17 protein-coding genes are annotated in these 20,118 nt (G+C 53.4%); 4 read left to right on the top strand and 13 right to left on the bottom strand.

Annotated features, from left to right (window positions below; genetic code table 11):
• Positions 1–167: 167 nt before the first annotated feature.
• The 8 genes from hslU to IE092_RS07550 form a co-directional block, all read right to left on the bottom strand.
• Positions 168–1,502, bottom strand: a complete 1,335-nt coding sequence (hslU, locus tag IE092_RS07585; protein ID WP_189356454.1) for an ATP-dependent protease ATPase subunit HslU — start codon at positions 1,500–1,502, stop codon at positions 168–170.
• Positions 1,503–1,539: 37 nt separating this feature from the next.
• Positions 1,540–2,076, bottom strand: a complete 537-nt coding sequence (gene hslV, locus IE092_RS07580; protein WP_189356453.1) for an ATP-dependent protease subunit HslV — start codon at positions 2,074–2,076, stop codon at positions 1,540–1,542.
• 121 nt (positions 2,077–2,197) lie between these two features.
• Positions 2,198–3,655, bottom strand: a complete 1,458-nt coding sequence (locus tag IE092_RS07575) for an STAS domain-containing protein (RefSeq protein WP_189356452.1) — start codon at positions 3,653–3,655, stop codon at positions 2,198–2,200.
• A 272-nt stretch (positions 3,656–3,927) separates the two neighbouring features.
• Positions 3,928–5,928 (bottom strand): TonB-dependent receptor, encoded by a 2,001-nt coding sequence (locus tag IE092_RS07570; protein ID WP_189356451.1) that lies wholly within the window; start codon positions 5,926–5,928, stop codon positions 3,928–3,930.
• Between the two features lie 86 nt (positions 5,929–6,014).
• Complete coding sequence (locus tag IE092_RS07565) at positions 6,015–6,401, bottom strand: hypothetical protein (protein ID WP_189356450.1); 387 nt, start codon at positions 6,399–6,401, stop codon at positions 6,015–6,017.
• A gap of 165 nt (positions 6,402–6,566) precedes the next feature.
• Positions 6,567–6,971 (bottom strand): RNA polymerase-binding protein DksA, encoded by a 405-nt coding sequence (gene dksA / locus IE092_RS07560; RefSeq protein ID WP_189356815.1) that lies wholly within the window; start codon positions 6,969–6,971, stop codon positions 6,567–6,569.
• Between the two features lie 196 nt (positions 6,972–7,167).
• Positions 7,168–8,268, bottom strand: a complete 1,101-nt coding sequence (locus IE092_RS07555) for a CobW family GTP-binding protein (protein WP_189356449.1) — start codon at positions 8,266–8,268, stop codon at positions 7,168–7,170.
• A gap of 23 nt (positions 8,269–8,291) precedes the next feature.
• Complete coding sequence (locus IE092_RS07550) at positions 8,292–8,780, bottom strand: Fur family transcriptional regulator (protein ID WP_189356448.1); 489 nt, start codon at positions 8,778–8,780, stop codon at positions 8,292–8,294.
• A gap of 246 nt (positions 8,781–9,026) precedes the next feature.
• Between IE092_RS07550 and IE092_RS07545 the strand changes: the two genes are divergently transcribed.
• Together IE092_RS07545 and IE092_RS07540 are read left to right on the top strand one after the other, a co-directional pair.
• Positions 9,027–11,009, top strand: coding sequence for a PhoX family protein (locus tag IE092_RS07545; RefSeq protein WP_189356447.1), 1,983 nt, complete (start codon positions 9,027–9,029; stop codon positions 11,007–11,009).
• A gap of 241 nt (positions 11,010–11,250) precedes the next feature.
• Complete coding sequence (locus IE092_RS07540) at positions 11,251–12,735, top strand: S41 family peptidase (protein ID WP_189356446.1); 1,485 nt, start codon at positions 11,251–11,253, stop codon at positions 12,733–12,735.
• Between the two features lie 154 nt (positions 12,736–12,889).
• On the opposite strand, the gene IE092_RS07535 is transcribed toward IE092_RS07540, so the two are convergent.
• The 4 genes from IE092_RS07535 to dapF all read right to left on the bottom strand — a co-directional run bounded on the left by IE092_RS07535 (position 12,890) and on the right by dapF (position 15,866).
• On the bottom strand, positions 12,890–13,165 hold the full coding sequence (locus tag IE092_RS07535) for a TfoX/Sxy family DNA transformation protein (RefSeq protein WP_189356445.1): 276 nt from the start codon (positions 13,163–13,165) through the stop codon (positions 12,890–12,892).
• Positions 13,166–13,378: 213 nt separating this feature from the next.
• Complete coding sequence (gene xerC / locus IE092_RS07530) at positions 13,379–14,290, bottom strand: tyrosine recombinase XerC (RefSeq protein WP_189356808.1); 912 nt, start codon at positions 14,288–14,290, stop codon at positions 13,379–13,381.
• Between the two features lie 17 nt (positions 14,291–14,307).
• Complete coding sequence (locus tag IE092_RS07525; protein ID WP_373295326.1) at positions 14,308–14,979, bottom strand: DUF484 family protein; 672 nt, start codon at positions 14,977–14,979, stop codon at positions 14,308–14,310.
• A gap of 35 nt (positions 14,980–15,014) precedes the next feature.
• Positions 15,015–15,866, bottom strand: a complete 852-nt coding sequence (gene dapF, locus IE092_RS07520; RefSeq protein WP_189356443.1) for a diaminopimelate epimerase — start codon at positions 15,864–15,866, stop codon at positions 15,015–15,017.
• A gap of 227 nt (positions 15,867–16,093) precedes the next feature.
• Between dapF and IE092_RS07515 the strand changes: the two genes are divergently transcribed.
• A complete protein-coding gene (locus tag IE092_RS07515) occupies positions 16,094–16,543 on the top strand; it encodes an outer membrane beta-barrel protein (protein ID WP_189356442.1) in 450 nt (149 codons plus the stop codon).
• Between the two features lie 233 nt (positions 16,544–16,776).
• Positions 16,777–17,262: a porin family protein gene (locus tag IE092_RS07510; RefSeq protein ID WP_189356441.1), complete on the top strand. Its 486-nt coding sequence runs from the start codon at positions 16,777–16,779 to the stop codon at positions 17,260–17,262.
• A gap of 287 nt (positions 17,263–17,549) precedes the next feature.
• Here the strand turns inward: IE092_RS07510 and IE092_RS07505 are convergent, their stop codons facing one another.
• A complete protein-coding gene (locus tag IE092_RS07505) occupies positions 17,550–19,862 on the bottom strand; it encodes a methyl-accepting chemotaxis protein (protein ID WP_189356440.1) in 2,313 nt (770 codons plus the stop codon).
• Positions 19,863–20,118: the final 256 nt, after the last annotated feature.

Genomic DNA, 20,118 nt, shown 5'->3' with positions numbered 1-20,118 from the left:
CTGCCGACGACCGCCGGATCGCTGTGCTGAACACCGCATTTGAGGCATTTTTGATGCTCCGGCGGCCTTTCGTGGCAGCAGCAAACAAAAAGCACCGGATTCCGGCAGGCGGAAGCGGTGCTTTCGGGTGTGTTCAGCCAGCGTTGAGCGGCTGAACAAGTACAGGCTTACAGCACGTAACGCGACAAATCTTCATCCACCGACAAAGCGCCGAGGCGGGATTCGACATAAGCGGCATCGACGCTGACAGTCTGGCCGCTGTGTTGCTGGGCTTCGAATGACAGATCTTCCAGCAGTTTCTCCATCACGGTGTACAGACGGCGCGCACCGATGTTTTCTGTGGTTTCATTGACCGAGTACGCGATGCTGGCGATTTTCTCGATACCATCCGGCGTGAAGCTTACTTTCACGTCTTCGGTTTCCAGCAAGGCTTGATACTGACGGGTCAGGCAGGCATCGGTACTGGTCAGAATGCATTCGAAATCGGCCACTGACAGCGATTCCAGCTCCACGCGGATCGGGAAACGGCCCTGCAGTTCCGGAATCAGATCCGATGGTTTGGCCAGATGGAAAGCACCGGATGCGATGAACAGAATATGATCGGTTTTGATCATGCCGTATTTGGTGTTGACCGTCGTGCCTTCCACCAGCGGCAACAGATCACGCTGCACACCGGCACGCGACACTTCGGCGCCACCGGCTTCCGAGCGCGACGCAATCTTGTCGATTTCATCGAGGAATACGATACCGTTTTGCTCGACGTTGCGGATCGCTTCCTGTTTCAGCTCTTCTTCATTGACCATTTTGGCGGCTTCTTCATCCACCAGCAGACGGAAAGCTTCTTTGATTTTCAGCTTGCGCGCTTTCTTTTTGCCATTGCCCATGCCGGAAAACATGGTTTTGATCTGCTCGGTCATTTCTTCCATGCCCGGTGGTGCCATGATTTCCATGTGCGCTACCGGTTCTGCGACTTCGATTTCGATTTCTTTATCATCCAGCGCACCTTCACGCAGACGTTTGCGGAAAGTCTGGCGGGTACCGCTGTCGGCGGCGTTTTGTTCGCCTTCCGGATGAATGCCGAAATCACGTGCCGGTGGCAGCAGAATGTCGAGGATACGGTCTTCGGCCGCATCTTCCGCGCGCATACGCACTTTGCGCATCGCACTTTCACGGGTTTGTTTGATGCCGATATCGACCAGATCGCGGATGATAGTATCCACATCGCGGCCGACATAACCGACTTCCGTGAATTTGGTGGCTTCGATTTTGATGAACGGTGCATCCGCCAGCTTTGCCAGACGGCGCGCGATTTCGGTTTTGCCGACACCGGTAGGGCCGATCATCAGAATGTTTTTCGGCGTGATTTCGTGGCGCAGCGGTTCCTGCACCTGCTGACGACGCCAGCGGTTACGCAGCGCAATCGCAACCGCTTTTTTCGCTTTGGCCTGGCCAACCACGTGTTTATCGAGTTCGGAGACAATCTCCTGCGGAGTCATATTCATAGTCTTATCCTGTCGTGAGAACAGCGCGCGGCGCAGCTTATTCCAGTGTTTCGATGGTGTGCGAGAGATTGGTGTAGATACACATTTCACCGGCAATCGTCAGCGATTTTTTGACGATCTCCACCGGCGACAATTCGGTATTTTCAAACAGGGCAATCGCCGCAGCCTGCGCATAATTGCCACCGGAACCAATTGCACCGATGCCCTGATTCGGCTCCAGCACATCGCCGTTACCGGTAATCACCAGCGTCGTGTCTTTGTCGGCCACCAGCAGCATGGCTTCCAGACGGCGCAGCATACGGTCGGTACGCCAGTCCTTCGCCAGCTCAACGGAAGCGCGCATCAGGTGGCCCTGATGTTTTTCCAGTTTCGCTTCAAAACGCTCAATCAGGGTGAATGCGTCAGCGGTGCCACCGGCAAAACCGGCCAGCACTTTGTTGTGATACAGCTTACGGACTTTGCGGGCTGTTCCCTTCATGACGATATTGCCCAGTGTGACCTGACCATCGCCACCCAGTGCCACCTGATTACCGCGGCGAACGGTCAGGATGGTTGTGCCGTGAAATTGTTCCATGAGATACCTCTGAGTAAAAAAGCAGACAGGTACAGCCGTAGCTGTGTCGTCCGGGCTTGCAACAAGCCTGAATGCCGTCTCAGATGGGGTGTGTTCGCCGGATTACAAGCGCCGGGGAGGATCAGTGCTTGCGCAGGGTGATTGTCGCAATGTTTTTGAGTCCCATCGCGTTAAACAGCATCATGACCAGATAATTGACTTCGGTGAACTGAATGACAGCACCCGGCTGACCGGAAATCGGTGCGAGGCCGTTCAGCAATTCGGCTGTGGCAGAGAACTCAACGCGTTCCAGATCCGTGCAGTCCAGAATCAGCGGATTGTGTTTTTCAGAGAATTCTGTGATCCGTTTCAGCAGCGTATCCAGCTTGCCGTGTACCAGACGCGGCATGCGGAAACTGTTACCCTCTTGCTGCTCTTCGCTATTGAGTTCTTCGTCTTCACGCAGCGTGATTTCAGGGAATGCACTGCTGATGTTCTGACGCGGGGCTTCAAACGATGGCGGCGACACTTCAAAGGTGACGCAGTAATCCATACTGACTTCTTCGAATGCGCGTTCCAGATGCAAAAACTGCAGCAATTCCAGCAATAACAGCCATGGTGCTTCGGTTTCATCACGCCGTCCCACCTGCAGAATCGAGCGGATGCGGTCGGTCAGATCCTGAGCGCCGACCAACATCAGCGAAATGCCGGATCGTTTTAACTGTTTCAGGCTGCGCAGCAATAAGCCGCAGCCGACCGGATCCACTTCGCGGATGCGCGAAAAGTCCAGACGCAGGCTTTCAGAGCGGGCAGCAAAGTTCTGTACTTTTTCTATCGTTTTCACGACCCCGATATCCAGCTTGGACGGGAACAGAACAGAAGGGCCGGAGCCGGAAACGACTTCCGGTTCAGGTTCGGCTGCTTTGGTGTCTGCTGGCCACAGTGGCGGCGAGGTTTCAAATTTGCTGGCGTAATCGAGCGACAGGCTTTCAAACTGTTCCTGATTATGTGTCAGTCGATACAGGTCAAACAGCATTTGCCATGCGACTTCCGTGGCACTGCCCAGATTCTGGTGGCGGATCGCACTTTGCAGCATTTGTTCTGCCGCATCGTTCTGACCGTTGGAATACAGAATGGCGGCTTCTTCCAGAATTGGTACCGATTCACTGTAAGCCAGAATATTGCCGTGAATTTCCGTGTTTTGCCCCATCAGATAATCGGACGGCATCATCATCGGCAGCGTGGTCTCAAAATCCACAGCACTAACCGGCCGTGCGATCGGTTCGGTATGGGCAATCAGATTGCCGACAGTGTCACCTTCGTGATTGCCGTGATTTTTGTGTTCACTGCGGGTTAATACCGGCGGGCGGGTTTTGACGATATCGCGCGACATTTCAAATTCGATTGCATCGATTTTGCGTTCGGTCGCTCTTGCGATATGGCGTTGCGCGATGATGGAGTTGGAGAAAATTTCGCTGTCAGGAAAGCTGGTAATGATGGTGCTACCTGAAGAGGTGCGTGTCTTTTTCGACGAGCTTTTCTCGGATGAGCGCTCGTCTTTCTTGCCACCTTTTTTACCAAACAGTGAAAAAATCCCCACGTTGTTCCTAAAAGAGTTGAAACAAAACCGCTACTACATCAGCAACCTGCTGAAAGTATATGCCTAATCACAGTGCAATTGTGAAGCAGGCAGCGTGCAGGGCACTGATTTTAACCAAAATTTAAGAATTATCTTTTACTGTTTGTAAGGGGATTGGGCATATTTCGCCGATTTTACATGCAAAAAAGGCGGATTTCTCCGCCTCTCCGAGGGTGTCAGTCACAAACTGCCCTGATTTTCTTATTACAATTCGTAACAAGGAGGCGCTTGTATCAGAAGCTGACGCGCACGCCGGCTGCCAGATGGCGGCCTTGTTGCGGTACGGTTTCGCGCAGAATCGATGTGGACAGGCGAATATCCTGATTCAGAATATTTTTCGCGGTCAGGAACCAGGTCAGCTGCGCGGATGGCAGTGACTGCGTCCACGTAATATCCAGATCCACTTTGGTATACGACGGGGTCACAAAGTTCTCAAAGCTGGCCAGTCTGTCCTGTTTCATCGCGTGCAGTGTACGCAGCGTAGTGCGCCAGACGCCCTGACGATAGCCAATATCGAAACCGGTGCGGACCGCAGGTTGTAATGGCAGATTGCCTGCATTATCCAGATAACCGCGCGACAGATCACCGAACACACGGCCGGACCAGCCTTCGCCGCTGTGATTGTAAGTCCATTCACCTTCAACACCGTACAAATGGGCTTTAGCCTGTTTCCAGTTACGCATCATGAACTCGCCGTCGGCTGCCGGATTGCCTTCTTCATCGACGCGGCTGCCATCGGTTTGTCCGTAAACATAATTATTCACTGCGTTATAAAACGCATTGATTTTCCAGCGGTGTAAGCCGGTATTTTTCTGCAGACTCAGTTCCAGATTGCGGGATTCTTCTTTCTTCAGCGTGTTATCACCGATATCAAATGTCGCGGTCGATTCATGCGGACCCTGAGAGTAAAGTTCTTCTGTTGCCGGTGCGCGCTGTGCCAGCGAAACACTCACGCCGGCGGCATAGCCCGGTGTGAATTGCCACAAGGTTCCAGCAGAAGCGGACCACAGACGGAAACTGCGGGCAGGCAGCGCGGATTGCTGCTCAGGATTACGGCTGACATTTTCGATACGGGCACCGACGCTGTGCAACCAGTCACCCATTTGTTTTTCTTCGACGGCGAATAAGGCGTAAGTGTCAGAGCTGGTTGCCGGAATGGTGTCGGAGCGTCCGGTAGCCACTGCCAGTGCAGAAAAATTTTCACGTTGTGCCTGCAGACCAATACTGCCCTGCCAGCCAGCAATGGTCAGATGCTTCATGCTCAGACGCGCTTCAGTGGTCTTATTTTTGAAGCGGGTGTCCGGTGTGCCATCCTGCTGATTTTCAGTGTGCTGATAATCAGTGTGGCTGAGTTTCAGACTCAGATCTTCAAAGCCGCTGAAAGGTTTTTTGATCAGGCTGTCGAAATCGGTGCGGTTCTGACGCAGATCGATGAAAGAACGTTCATCGGTCGGAATGCCGTAAGTCTGTTGCAGATTTTCAAATGACAAACCGGCATAACCCCAGGCGCCGATATAAGATGCTCCGGCGCTCAGGTTTTGAGCACGGGTAAAGCTGGATGCGAGACGGCCATTTTGTGAGCCGGCATCGTTCTGACGTGCGAAACCCGGAATCGCATAGTCACCGGTGCGGCGTTTATTGCCTTCCAGATGCCATGCCCATTGCTGTGCCGATCCGTCCAGCGAGAAACTACCGCTCTTTTCGTCGTTACCGCTGCCGGCACGCAATTCTGCCTCGCCGCTGGTTTTGCCGGTGATTTCGGTTGGAATTCGTTTATCCACGACATTGACTAAACCACCAATTGCACCGCTGCCGTACAGCAGGGAAGCCGGGCCGCGCAACACTTCAATTTGCTGTGCAGTCGCGCTTTCCGTCGCGACCGCATGATCGTTGGACAGACTGGAAACGTCGGCGACACCCATGCCGTTTTGCAGAATTTTGATGCGCGGACCTTCCAGACCACGAATGACAGGACGCGATGCAGCAGCACCGAAACCGGATGCGGAAACGCCCAGTTCGCCGCTCAGCGTGTCACCGAGCGAGGTACTGAGTTTGTTGCGTAATTCATTACCAGTCAGGATTTTGGCAGGTGTCAGCACCTGCATTTCTTCGGACTTGCCGAGCGGGTTGGCACTGATGATGACGGAAGATGCTTCCTCAGCAAAAACAGGGGAGCAGGTAAACGCAGACAAAACGGCAGCCGCAGCTGCTGTCAGAGATAAAGACAGACGCATATTCAATCCTGAAACAAAAAATCAGAGAAAAACAGAAACGGCCTGCATCGCCGGTGGCGTGTGCAGGTCAGCATTCATCAGAGATTTCAGTTAGCAGGCGGTGCGCGGGATGAAAATGCCAGCCTCAGACTGGCGAGCCAGATAATCTGGGGAGGAAAGGCTTGCATCACTGCACTGACGGTGAGCACAGAGAACACCGGCGGTGTGAAGTGCAGATAATCCGCAGCAAAACTGGCATCGGTCAGTGCGCACGAATGCAGCAGAGAGTCTTCTGCTGACTGTGGCATCAGATCGCGCAGCAGACCGGATTGCGGCACCAGGGTTTGTACCTTGCCGTTTTGCCAGCCTGCATGCACCAGCTTGTGCGTGAAGCCCGTCCATTGCCCCAGCAGCAGCGCAGGCAGCAACAGCCACATCAGCCAGTGACGGCTGCGGCGGTGCAGGCGGCGCAGTACAGGAAGCAGGTTTGGCATACGCAATTCAGCAGGATGTCAGAGTGAATACCGGTTTGTGACCGGAAATATCAGCGGGAGTTCCGCTGGCAGGCGAGTTTATCGCAACTCTGTTGCAATTGAAAATAAAAAAAGCGTGCAGAAACCTGCACGCCTTTTGACGTGATGTCAGTCAGGAAACAAAAATCAGTCGCCGTACAGCTTCTGTTTCATTTCACGGCGCTGCTGTGCTTCCAGCGACAGGGTTGCTGTCGGACGGGCAAGCAGGCGAGGAATACCGATGGGTTCACCGGTTTCTTCACACCAGCCGTAGTCTCCTTCGTCTATGCTCACGATGGCTTGCTGCACTTTTTTCAGCAGTTTGCGTTCGCGGTCACGGGTGCGCAATTCCAGCGCATGCTCTTCTTCGATGGTGGCGCGGTCAGCCGGATCAGGTACCAGAACGGTTTCGCGAAGATGTTCAGTCGTTTCGTCGGCGTTCTTGAGCAGGTCCTTTTCCAGTTGCTGCAGGCGTGCTTTGAAAAAAGCAAGCTGTGCGGCATTCATGTAATCCTTTTCGCCCATGGCGAGGATTTCCGCTTCGGTAAGCAGAGCTTGAGGTGCGCTGACAGTTGCAGTCGATTTAGATGATTTAGTTGCCACTTCGCAGACTTTCGATACAACGGGTTAATACATAGGATGCGTGGAAACAGGCATCGCGGTTCCGGACTATCCTCCCCAAACTGTGCAGGATTCCGCCGGGGTTTGTTGCCCAAACAGAAATGGTCCGGCACAGCAGCCCGTTAGTTTATACCAAACATTGCTCCAATCCTGCAATTAATGCTTCTTTTGGTAAATTTTTGCCAATAAAGACCATTTTGCTTTGCTTTGTTTCGCCATCTTCCCACTTCATTCCGAGATCTGTTCCCATAATCTGGTGAACTCCCTGGAAAATCACCTTACGCTCAGCGTTTTCCATATACAACACTCCCTTGTAGCGCAGCATGCGCGGGCCGAAGACCTGGACCATGCCGCCCAGAAACTCGTCCAGCTTGGCGGTATTGAACGGACGTGCGCTGCGGAAAACAAAAGCGGCGATATCGTCGCTGTGGTGGCTGTCATGGTGATTGTGCTGATGTTTGTGCTCGTGACCGTGCGCATGATCATGCTGATGATCGTGGCTGCAGTGCTCATCGCAGTCATGCCCCTCATGATCGTGGTGATCATGATGATGGTGTTCATCGTGCCCGCTGGCTTTCAGGAAATCCGGGTCCAGTTCCAGTTTCGCATTCAGGTGGAAACCTTTCAGATCAAACACTTCGCGGATATCGACTTTGCCGAAATGCACTTCGCCTATCGTGGCGCGCGGATTCATGTGTATCAGGCGGGAGCGCAGTGCCTGTACCGAAGCCGGATCGGATAAATCGGTTTTGGATAACAGGATTTTGTCGGCAAAACCGACCTGACGCTGGGCTTCTTCGTGTTCATCCAGCTGTTGCATCGCATGACGTGCATCGACCAGTGTGACCACCGCATCCAGCATATAGTGCATGCCGATTTCTTCATCCATAAAGAAAGTCTGCGCGACCGGGCCGGGATTGGCCAGACCGGTGGTTTCGATCACCACCCGTTCGAAGTCAATTTCACCGGCATTGCGGCGCGCGATCAGATTACCCAGCGCTACGATCAGGTCGCCGCGTACGGTGCAGCAAATGCAGCCGTTGCTCATTTCCACGATTTGCTCGCGCGTATCCTGCACCAGAATTTCGTGGTCGATATTTTCCTGACCGAATTCATTTTCGATCACGGCGATTTTCATACCGTGCTGTTCCTGCAGAATACGGTTCAGCAGCGTGGTTTTACCGGCACCCAGAAAGCCGGTCAGGATGGTGGTAGGGATCAGAGCCATACAAATTCCTCGTCAGTAAGCGTTTATTCAGACAGGCCGGCGCAGTGTTTGCACCAGCCTTTGATGGTCAGTTCGAGTTCGTGGCAGACATAGCCCGTGCCCAGAATGGCTTGCAGGCTGGCATTCAGCGTGTCCGGTAATTGCTTTGCAGACAAAGATTCGTCCAGACAAAAAATCTGCGCACAGCGTGTGCATTTGAAATGGCTGTGCTGATGGCTGCTGACGGCCTGCGGCGTGTTCTGATGACTGGCGTAGCGAAACACGCGGTCATCGCCGGAAATTTTGTGGGTGATTCCGTGTTCGGTCAGGCAATCCAGCGTGCGGTACAGCGTGACGCGATCCAGATCCGGTATGTCGTCATGGATTTCCTGATGAGTCAGCGCACGTCTGGCCCGCAGCAGCACACACAGCACACCAAGACGGGATGCCGTAACCCGCACACCGGAAGCGCGTAACTGGCGGTCTGCTTCTGCGAGCAGCGTTTTCGAAGGGAGGGAAAGATCAGGCACCATGGTACGTGGGTAAGCACAGGAAGAGGCTGCATTATGCCCGAAGTTGCAACTGAGTTGCAAATTATAGGGGGAATTTGCATCTATGTCAGAAATTTGCCGCTTTCTGCACTGACTGTAACGAAAAGTATCGGTTTTTAATTCTGTTGTCATAAAGCATAAATACACTTCGCTCCGCATCCACCAAGGATGACAACGAATTCTTTTAACCCGCCGGCGGCTGCGCCGGCAGAATCAGCGGAACGAAAAATGACTCAAGCAATGCAACCAGGCCGCCGTAAGGCCCTGAAATTTCTGGCAGGTGCACCATTACTTCCACTCGGTGCAGCATCCACAGCAGGCTTACTGAGCGCCTGCGGCGGTTCTTCCTCTTCTGCGCCAGTGGTCGCACCGGCCGCCAGCTTTGTTTCTGCGGCTTTCGCAGCGATGGCGGCACCTGATCTGAGCACACCGGCAAAAATGGCCACCACTACCGTGGCATCTGCACTGAACGTGACCCTCAGCGACAATTCCACTGTGTCTTACAAACTGTCTTACCAGCCATTCTTCACCACCGGTGATCTGGTGGATGACGGTAAAGGCGGCAAAATTCTGGCCGGCGGCTACTTTGATATCAACAACAAACCGATCATGGATAAATCGGTGGCCGGTAAAGAGCGTCAGTTCTTCTCTGACAGCCCGGACGGCACCAGCCTGATCACTGTTGCCAACGCAAACGTCGCTGGTGTGAAAGGCAAACCGGTATTTGCAGTTGTGCAGTTTGAATACACCACCCGCAATCAGGCAGAAGCCGGTATTGACGGCGGTTCCACTTACGGCACGCTGCCATCACCGATCGCTGTGCTGACACTGGATCAGGATCAGTCCACTGGTAAGCTGAGTCTGGTGAAATACCACAACGTGGATACGTCGTCGGTCAAAGGTTTGTGGATTACCTGCGGTGCCAGCCTGTCGCCATGGGGCACGCATTTGTCCAGTGAAGAATACGAACCGGATGCATTCACCATCGCCAGCAACACCATGTTTGCTGCATACAGCACCAATCTGTACGGTGATGCAAGTAAAGCCAATCCTTACCACTACGGCCATCTGCCGGAAGTAACGGTCAATCCGGACGGTACCGGCAGCATCAAAAAACATTACTGCATGGGCCGTATTTCCCACGAACTGATTCAGGTGATGCCGGACAACCGCACCGCGCTGATGGGTGATGATGCAACCAACGGTGGTTTGTTTGCGTTCGTCGCAGACAAAGAAAAAGATCTGTCTTCCGGTACCCTGTATGTGGCGAAATTTGATGCAGGCCTGTCGACTGACCCTGCAGCCGCAGGCGCGAAAGTCAACTGGATCAAACTCGGTTCCGCAACCAGCGCAGAAATCGAAACACTGGCGAATACCCTGAAGCCAACCGACATCATGACGGTGTCAACGACTGATCCGAAAGACACCAGCTTCACCAAGATTTACTTCAACAATGGTGTGCAATGGGTCAAACTGAAACCGGGTATGGAAAAAGCCGCAGCCTTCCTCGAAACTCATCGCTACGCAGCACTGGTGGGCGGTTCGATGGCCTTCACCAAGATGGAAGGTACGACTGTTAATATCAAAGATAAGATTGCTTACTCTGCACTGCAAAACGTACAGAATTCCATGGTCACCAATGACAAAGCATGGGACCCGAATGCAAACATCAGTATTCCGGTACGTCTGAAAGCCGGTATGGTACTGGCACACACACTGACCGGTGGCCTGAAAGATACCGCCGGCGGCGCAATTAACAGTGAATGGATGCCTGCTTCGAGCAAAACCCTGCTGGCCGGTGAAGATATTGCTGCGGATGCGCTGGGTAACCTCGCGAATGCAGACAAAATCGCGAATCCGGACAACCTGAAATTCTCGGAAAAACTGCGCACGCTGTTTATCGGTGAAGACAGTGGTCAGCACGTGAATAACTTCGTCTGGGCATACAACGTGGATACCAAAACGCTGTCGCGTCTGGTGTCGATGCCAGCCGGTGCGGAAGCAACCGGTTTGTCCGTGGCGGACGATATCAATGGCTGGACTTACATCACCAGCAACTTCCAGCATCCTGGCGACTGGGATTCCACATTGCATGCCAAAGTCAAAGCGACACTGGACCCGCTGGTCCGTGCCAACTACAAAGACCGTTTTGCCGCTGCCGTCGGTTATCTGACCGCAGATGCAACCAGCGTCAAACTCGGTAAAGTCTGAAGCTGAAGTCACAGCAGCAACAGCAGCCGTCATGGCTGCTGACCAACTCTCCGGTATCCTTGGAGGCGATCGCTGATCGCCTCTTTTTTTTTGCCGCCTTTCCTGTCGCCTGCTGCAGGCAGTGCACCGTAAATACGACGCGCTTATCTGAATTTCTTGACAGTTAATTTATGCAGATTGCATTCTCTGGCATCCGGTGTGGCAGCTTTTGCAAAGAAAAAATCAGAAGGGGGAGCACTTCATGACAGCAAAGCAGTGGGCAGCAGCATTGATGGTCGTCAGTGGCCTGAGCGGAATGGCGACGGCGCAGGCTGGCTGGTGGTCCGGTGGTGAGCGCGACTGGAAACAGCAACTGCGCGGCGACGGTAAAGAGTTATACGATGCGATTACCCGTGTGCATCCCGGCATCTATGACGAGCGCAATCCGGAATTCGTCAGCCGTATGAATGCCGCACTGGCGGTGCTGAATCAGCGCAGCGACAGTGCAACCGATTTCTGGTCTTATTACTGGGCGATGAGTGAATTTGTCGCTTCCTTCAACGATGGCCATTTATCGTATTCTTACGACGACAAACTGCCTGCGATTAAGCAGCGATTCTGGCCGGGTTTTCTGACGGCGGAACGTCTGGGCAAACAAGTGGTGTTGTCACGTGCGGATGATGCAACGCTGCCCGCCACCGGTGATGTACTCGTGTCCTGTGATGGCACCGATGCGGCGACCTTACTGAATGACAGAGTGGGGCGCTTTTATGGCCGCTGGAGCCTGCAGTCGCAGCGTTTCCGCCAGAGTTACCGCTTATTTCTGAAGACCAGTAATCCGTATATCAGCGATCTGAAAAGCTGTGTGTTTGAAGGCAGTGGCGGACAAAAAACCGTCACGCTGAACTGGCGCGAAATCAGTGAAGCCGATGCACAGCAACGGGTACAGGCGCTGACCAGTCCGTATCGCGGACAGTTTGAGTATGCGTACAGCGGGAATATGCTCAGAATTGCACTGCGTGATTTTGACCCGACCCCGGGCAAAGAAACGGCGAAAACCATCGATCAGTATGTGGAAAAACTCGCTGCCGATCAGGCGCGCCTGCAAACCACCGATGCGATCGTGCTGGATCTGCGCGGCAATGGCGGCGGTTCTTCGCATTACAGCCGCTTGCTGGCCCGCGCGATCTGGGGCGAACACGCTGTTGCGTATCAGCCTTCTAAAAAAGCCTATGTGGAATGGCGTCCGTCCGAGGAAAAAATCAAAATCATGGATAAATACATGATGTTTGCCGGACTGATGGGCTATGACAAAGAAACCGTCACTTACTGGAAAGCGGTATTGCAGGGACTGAAGGATGCCAGGGCGCAGGGATTGACACTGTGGCGCGAACCGGCGGTGCTGCGCGGCGAAGACGGGGCGCCATCCTCCTATGTGGCACCCGCACCGTACAAAGGAAAAGTCTATGTGCTGACCGACCAGACCTGTGCATCGGCTTGTCTGGATGCGGTGGATCTCTGGAAGGCGCTGGGCGGTATTCAGGTCGGGCGTGAGACGTCGGGCGACACGGTGTACATGGATATTTCTGAAATCAGTATGTCATCGTATCCGGCCAAGGCCTATCTGCCGACCAAAGTGTACCGTGACCGTCCGCGTGGCAATAATGAACCGCATACACCGTCGAAGGTGTTTGAAGGCGATATCAGCGATACCGCTGCCGTCATGGCGTGGATACGCGGCTTGTAATCTGCTGAAGCCAAAACACAGACAGCGAAACACGGATGCCGGCCAGTGCGCCGGCATTTTTTTATCCCTGTTTGTGCAGAACTCCGCATCCGGCAATTCCGGAGCGCCGGACTTTCTGCCGACGAGCGCCGGATTGCTGTGCTGAACACCGCATTTAAGCCTTTTTTCGCGGTGCGAGACCCATCTGATCCAGCTTCAGCAGAATCTCTGTACGTCTTTCCTGTTTCACTGAAGTCCAGTGCCGGTTTTCCTGCGCACCGATCATCGCGTACAGCATGTTCAGACTGGTGACCGGGAAGCGTGCTTTCAGCTGCGCGTACAACAGATACACATCGGCGGCCAGAAATGCGGACGTGCTTTCTATGCCGATGGCTTGCAGCATGTGCAGGGATTTCGGGCCGAGTCCGGCCAGTTTTTCAGGGTGGGTCATGGCGGTTGCAGTGGCGGAATGGCGCGGCGATGGCAGCAGGATGAAGCATGTTCCGCTGCGGTGCACCGAGCGTCAAGCCGGTAGCAGACCGGAAACCGGCAGAAAATGGCCGAATTGCGGAGTTCTGCACAGCGATCCGGCTGTCGTCGGCAGAAAGTCCGGGCCTCCGCGAAACACGAATGCGGACTTCTGCACAGTCAGACTTTGGAATGATTACTTTTTCGCGCGCGGATGGGCTTTATCGTAGACCGCCGCCAGATGCTGAAAATCGAGTGCGGTGTAGACCTGCGTCGATGCCAGCGAACTGTGTCCCAGCATTTCCTGCACGGCACGCAAATCGCCGGACGATTGCAGCATGTGCGATGCAAACGAGTGGCGCATCATATGCGGATGCACATCGGCCGGAATCCCCAGCATTTGCGCATGTTGTTTGATGCGTTGCTGCACCATGCGCGGTGTGATGCGTTTGCCGCGCTGACTTAAAAACAGCGGGTAAGGATCGTGACCGAGGCGTTCGCCACGTGCATCCAGCCACAGCCGCAGCGCCTGCAGCGCTGCCTTGCCAACCGGCACCATGCGCTGCTTATTGCCTTTACCGGTGACCATCACCATGCCTTCGCTGAAATCAATCCAGCCCGCTGACTGGTAATCACCGTCGCGCACCGCAGTCACATCCAGCGAACACAGTTCCGATACGCGCAGACCGCTGGAATACAGCAGTTCAAACATGGCTTTATTCGCCAGATCATCCGGCGTTTCATCCGATCCGCTGGCAACCAGACGCACCGCATCATCCACGGAAAGTGCTTCCGGTAAGGGTTTGCGGATTTTGGGCGGACGCACGCCGAGCAGCGGATTCGCCGCCAGTTTGTCCTGTTCACACAGCCACTGATAAAAACCGCGCCAGCCGGACAGAATGCGCGCAATGCTGCGCGGATTCAGCGCACGCTGATGCAGTCTGGCGACCAGACGGCGCGCCTGCGCGGTTTGCAGCTGCAGATAAGACTGGCCTTCAAGCAGGGTTTCCAGCAAGGCCAGATCGCGGGTGTACGCATCGACGGTACGTTCAGACAGTTTGCGCTCAAAGCGTAACTGACTGAGATAGCTTTGAAAATCAGCGCTCAGTCCCACGGAATCTCAGATCAGTGTTGCGTCAGGAAATGCAGTGCGGCTGCCGCAGTATCGGCAATCTGCACCAGAAAATCGGTTGCCATGTCTTTGGTATAGCGCGATGCATCATCGGAACCGAGCACCAGCAAACCAAATACCGGCGCACCGGCGGCGCTGCGCAGCGGCAGCATCGCTACCGACGCAACCGGCGTTTCACCTTCCAGCCAGCGTGCGGCTTCGAAATCCTGATTCGGACCGCAGAACGGCGCGTTGAGACCTTTGGCAAACAAACGCGCATCATCGCTGACCGCTTCGGCAAACCAGCCGTGCGCAAATTCCGGCGTCACATTCCAGACGCGCAGCGTGGCATGCGGCAGACCGAAAATATCTTTCATGCTCTGGGTCAGTACGTGCGGCAAATCGATATCGTTACGGGTTTGCAGCAGTTCGCGGGTCCAGCGCTGGAATTTCTGGCTGATATCCAGATTGCTTTCCGCATTGCGCATCAGATCCGACAGTTTTAATTCCAGTGTGCGGTATTTGTCACGCACCACTTCCATCTGGCGCTCCTGCAGGGAAATCGCTTTTCCCATCACCGGGCTGGTCAGGCGCACGGTACTCAGTAATTCAGCGTGCTCTTCAAAAAACTGCGGATTTTCCAGCAGATAGGTAACAATTTCAGAGGAATTCATTGCGTTGATTATCAGAAGAATCAGCCCGCCGCAGCGGGCACAAAAGATCAGAGCGTGATTTCGCCTTCAAACACGGTGACAGCCGGACCGCTCAGAAACACGGAATGACCTTCACCGGCCCAGGCAATCTGCAATTCACCGCCATGCGTGGTGACACGCACCGGACTGTCCAGCAAGCCGCGACGGATACCGGCCACGACAGCAGCGCAGGCACCGGTGCCGCAAGCCAGTGTTTCACCGGCACCGCGTTCATACACGCGCAAACGGATATGGTGACGATCCTTCACTTGCATAAAGCCCGCATTCACACGGCGCGGAAAGCGTTCATGGTGTTCAATCAGCGGCCCGTCGGCAGCGACCGGAAAGGCTTCGCTGTCTTCCACCACCTGCACCGCATGCGGGTTGCCCATCGATACCACCGACACCAGCACTTGCTTGCCGTTGATCTGCAAAGGCCAGAGCGGATCACGTCCCTGTATTTGCGCATCCAGACCAGTGCTGTTGAACGGCACTTTTTCCGGCGTCAGTTCCGGCGCGCCCATGTCCACCGTGATACTGCCGTCGGCTTCCAGTCGCGGCTCAATCACACCGGACATGGTTTCGACACGGATTGCGGATTTACTGGTCAGACCTTTTTCAGTCACGAAACGCACAAACGCGCGCGAACCATTGCCGCACTGTTCGACTTCGCTGCCGTCGGCATTGAAAATCCGGTAGCGGAAATCCACATCCGGCGAGGATGCGCTTTCCACAATCAGAATCTGATCCGCGCCGATGCCGAAACGACGGTCTGCCAGACGCTGCCACTGGGCCGCGCTCAGGTTCAGTGGCGCACGGGTGGCGTCGATCACAATGAAATCATTGCCGGCGCCATGCATTTTGGTGAATTTGATGTTCATGTGCAGATTATAGCCCGACAACATGCGGGAATTTTGCGCAAAACCATGGAATTCAATCCGAATTTTCCGACTGTTCCCGGCCATGTTGAATCCGGTTCAGCGCGCTGCTCTGCCGCGTCGTCCGCATGCGAAAACGCAGAAGATGCCGATATATTGTGCAGTTTTCGTGGTCATTTGCGGCTTTGTCGTTATAATCGCGCCTCATTTTTAGTTTTGGAATTACTCAGATGTTGAAAAAAGCAGCAATCGCGATCGCTCTGATCGCAGCAGCAAGTGCAGCACAGGCACAATCCGTTTCTTCTTTCTACGCAGGTGCCGATATCGGTACTTCCCGTCTGTTCGGTACAGACGGCGTGCGTAAAACCAGCAAAGGCGTGTTCGCCGGCTACCAGTTCAATGACTTCGTCGGCGCAGAAATCGGTTACACCCGTTACGCCAGCGACTTCAGCCACACGACTGTTTCCGCACTGTTCTCCGTACCGGTAGACCAGTTCCGTCCTTACATCCGTCTGGGCCAGTCTTATCAAAAACTGAAAGGCGTATCCGGTGAAGATGGCCGTATGGGCGCAGTCGGCGTGAACTATCAGTACAACAAACAAGTTGGTGTACGCTTCGAAATCGCACGTCCGCAATCTGAATTCCAGAACGTGAACGCAGCAGTGCATTACTCGTTCTGATTGCGGCCACTGGTCAGCATCCGGCAAATAAAAAGAGCGGCTATGCCGCTCTTTTTTATTTGTTTAGCATATTATTTTTATGATTTGCATAGGTTATACATTTTTTTACCGTTTGACGGAAATTGTGTTGTAAATCCACAAAAAATAAGTAAAAAAGCAATAAATTGCTTGATGTACATGGTTTTTCTTCCTTAGAATCGCGCCCCTGATTAATGTTTTTCTAAGGAATGATCATGTTGAAAAAAGTTGCTGTCGCACTGACTCTGGTTGCTGCATTCGCTTCCGCACAAGCACAATCCAACAACGCTTTCTACGCTGGCGCAGATATCGGTAACACTAAAGTTGACGGTCTGGACGGTGCGGACAAGCTGAGCTACGGCATTTTCGGTGGTTACAAATTCAACGACAACGTTGCAGCAGAAGCAAATTTCCGTCACCTGACTAAATGGAACAGCGTTAACGTAACTCAGACTGGCCTGTCCGTTCTGGGTATCGTTCCAGTGAGCAAAGAATTCTCCGTATTCGCACGTCTGGGTTACAACAACCTGAGCGCAAGTGCTTCTGCCGGTAACACAACCGTTACTTCTTCCACTTCCGGCGCACTGTACGGCGTTGGCGTGAACTTCCAGGTAAACAAAGAAGTTGGTATCCGTGCTGAATACCAGCGTCCTGCAAGCGACACTAAAAACTTCAGCGTTGGCGTTCATTACTCCTTCTGATCCCGGCCCTGAGCTTTCAGGGACTGACAGACAGCAAACTGGTTTTGCTGCAGGCTGAACAAAAAACACCGCTGCCCGAATATGGCTAGCGGTGTTTTTTATTGCGCTTTAGCTCGCGGCCACCTTTTATGGCCCTGAACATGACCTGATGCGGAGTTCAGCATAATGATACGGCGCTCGCCGGCAGAAAGTCCGGGTCTGCCGAATCGCAGCATGACGATTTCTGCTGTCTGCCATCGTTCGCTAGGTACCAACGGCGTGCTGCGTAATAAGCCGGATTCCCGGGTTTATTTATAGACGCCGCAGCCTATCACCAGATCATCACTGACCGCTTCGATATACGAGGTTTTATGTTCGACCCGCCCGGTAGACGGATTGGTGATCTGATAATCCACCCAGCCACCGGTCTGCGGCAATGCAAAGGCATCTTCTACTAATTTTTGTCCGTCCAGTCCGGGCAGATTCATCAGACTAACCCGCAGTTTGGACGGGTTGCCGCCGAAAGCCAGGTATTCACCCTGACGGTTGAAGGCAAACACGTACATATCGCGGTCTACAAAGGCTTGCTGATGGTTTTCGGTAATCTGATTCAAAGTTTGTCGCGGATTGTTATGGTATGCGCGGACTGCGTTCTGCACCATGGCGTGGGCTTCATCAGCGGTTCCCTGACGCAGGCGGAAATTGCTGACCGAACTGGCCAGTTGCTGAGAGCGCTCTTCCAGTTGCCCGGCAACCTGCTTGGCACGTTCTGACAAGGTCGCATTACTTTGTGTGATTTCATCCAGATGATGCAGGGCTTCATTGATTTGTTGCAGGCTGTCGCTCTGACTGACCGAGGCTGTTGAAATGGCATTGATATTGGATGCCAGTTCGCGGATGCCTTTGACGATATCTTCCAGCGTCTGATTCACGTGATGAATTTCTTTCACGCCGTGATCAACCTGACGCACAGACTCATCGATCAGCGAGCGGATTTCGCGGGATGACTGTGCACTGCGTTGCGCCAGACTGCGCACTTCAGATGCCACCACCGCAAATCCCCGACCCTGTTCACCGGCTCTGGCGGCTTCGACTGCGGCATTCAGCGCCAGAATATTGGTTTGAAATGCAATGCCATCAATGATGCTGATGATTTCCTGTACCTTCGCGGCACTACTTTGTATTCCCTGCATCGACTGCACTGCGCCGAGCATGGTTTGACGACCGGACTCCGCAATCTGGCGAACCTGATTGGCAAGCTGATCCACGGCAGTTGCACTCTGTGCATTGTGCCGCACGGTATCGGACAAATCTTCAATGCTGGCCGATGTTTGCTCCAGACTGGATGCCTGCTGCTCAGTACGTACGGATAAATCCTGAATGCCACCGGATAAGTCGATGCCTAACTGATGCACGACGTTCGCATTTGAGCGTACGTTCGCTACAATCCCGGACAGACTCAGCGTCATCTTCTCAAACTCTTGTGCGGTCGTCGCCACTTCATCAACACCATGTATATCAACGGCGCGGGTCAGGTCGCCGGTCGCTGCACCGGCGACGGATTTTTGCAGAATGCGTGTGGTACGCAGAATATTGATATACACGGCAGTAATCAGATAACAGGCTAAACCCAAACTGATAATAATGATCGCAAGTTGCCAGTTACGTTCAGAACGCTGGGTTACCACCCTTTGTTCGAGCCGTTCTTCCAGTTGCTGCTGGTAGTTTTTCTGCAACACCAGTACGCTGTCAATTGTGCGGGTGCCGTTCTGAAAATAGGCAGTCGCGTCACCGTGTACTTCTTCCGCACCAAACGCATTGGCTGCCAGTGTCAGAAACGCCTGAGTTTCGGATTTCGCGTTCTTTGCTTCCGGTGGCAGGCTCAAACCAGCGCGTTCCAGTGAGCCTTCTGACAGACTGACCAGTTGTAACATTTTTTCGACGGACTTGATTTGCGCCAGCAAGCCGGACTTCTCCGCGGTAGTGACTTTCCCTGAGCGAATCAGCCCGGCACCCTTACCGCGTATCAGTGCAATTTCTTCTATCCATGCAGGCAGTTTGAGGATGGCCAGATCCATCAGGAAATAGCTGTCGGCAGACGGATCCAGTAACAATCCACTGGATTCGGCAACCCGGTAGTTCAGAGTCATCAGATCATTAATCAGTAAGGTATGCTGGCTCAGGCTGGCGCCTGCATTGTCAGCAGTCTTTCCCTCGGCCAGAGCTTGCAGCTTGCTGCGTGCATCCTGCCAAAGAGATATCAGTTTCCAGTCTTTTAACTGTGCATCACTGCTATCCAGATCCCCGATATTTTTTTGTAATTGCTGACGCAAGGATTGCAGTTTATTAGTCACCGTTTCACCGGAGAATGACAGGTTGACTGTGCCACGGTGTTGTTGTGTAGTCACAATCAATTGCATGATCTGATGACTGATCGCGGACCCCTCTGCCTCGGACAGGGTTATGTTCAGGTCCGACTGATTCTTTTGAAACAGGCTGAAACTGAGAATGATTAATGGAACGACAAACAGAATAAAAACACTGAGCAGCTTGTTGCGTAAAGTCATGCGCTCTAAGAATCCGTTTACCGGATGCAGCAATTGTTTCATTGTGACAGACATAAAACCTCCGGAAGAGGGGAAGCGCTGACCAACAACGGAAAAACTGAGGAAGATTTCTATAGGGGTGCCTGTTATTTCAGCACATAAATGCAAAAAGGACAAAGCGATTTTTTGTGCGATGCAAAATTTTTTAGGACTGGCAGACCAGTACAGTTCGGGTCACTGTCAGTCGTACTGTACCGGTCAGATTTTCAGAACCTGTACATGGGGCAGACCAGTACTGCGTGATACTGTGCGATCCAAAATAAGCGCTATG

The organism is Cognatundibacterium squillarum (genome assembly GCF_014652435.1).
In the GTDB taxonomy this organism is placed as follows: domain Bacteria; phylum Pseudomonadota; class Gammaproteobacteria; order Burkholderiales; family Burkholderiaceae_D; genus Undibacterium; species Undibacterium squillarum.
The sequence above is the reverse complement of the archived record's forward strand: the minus strand, read 5'-3'. Positions and strand labels throughout refer to the sequence as shown.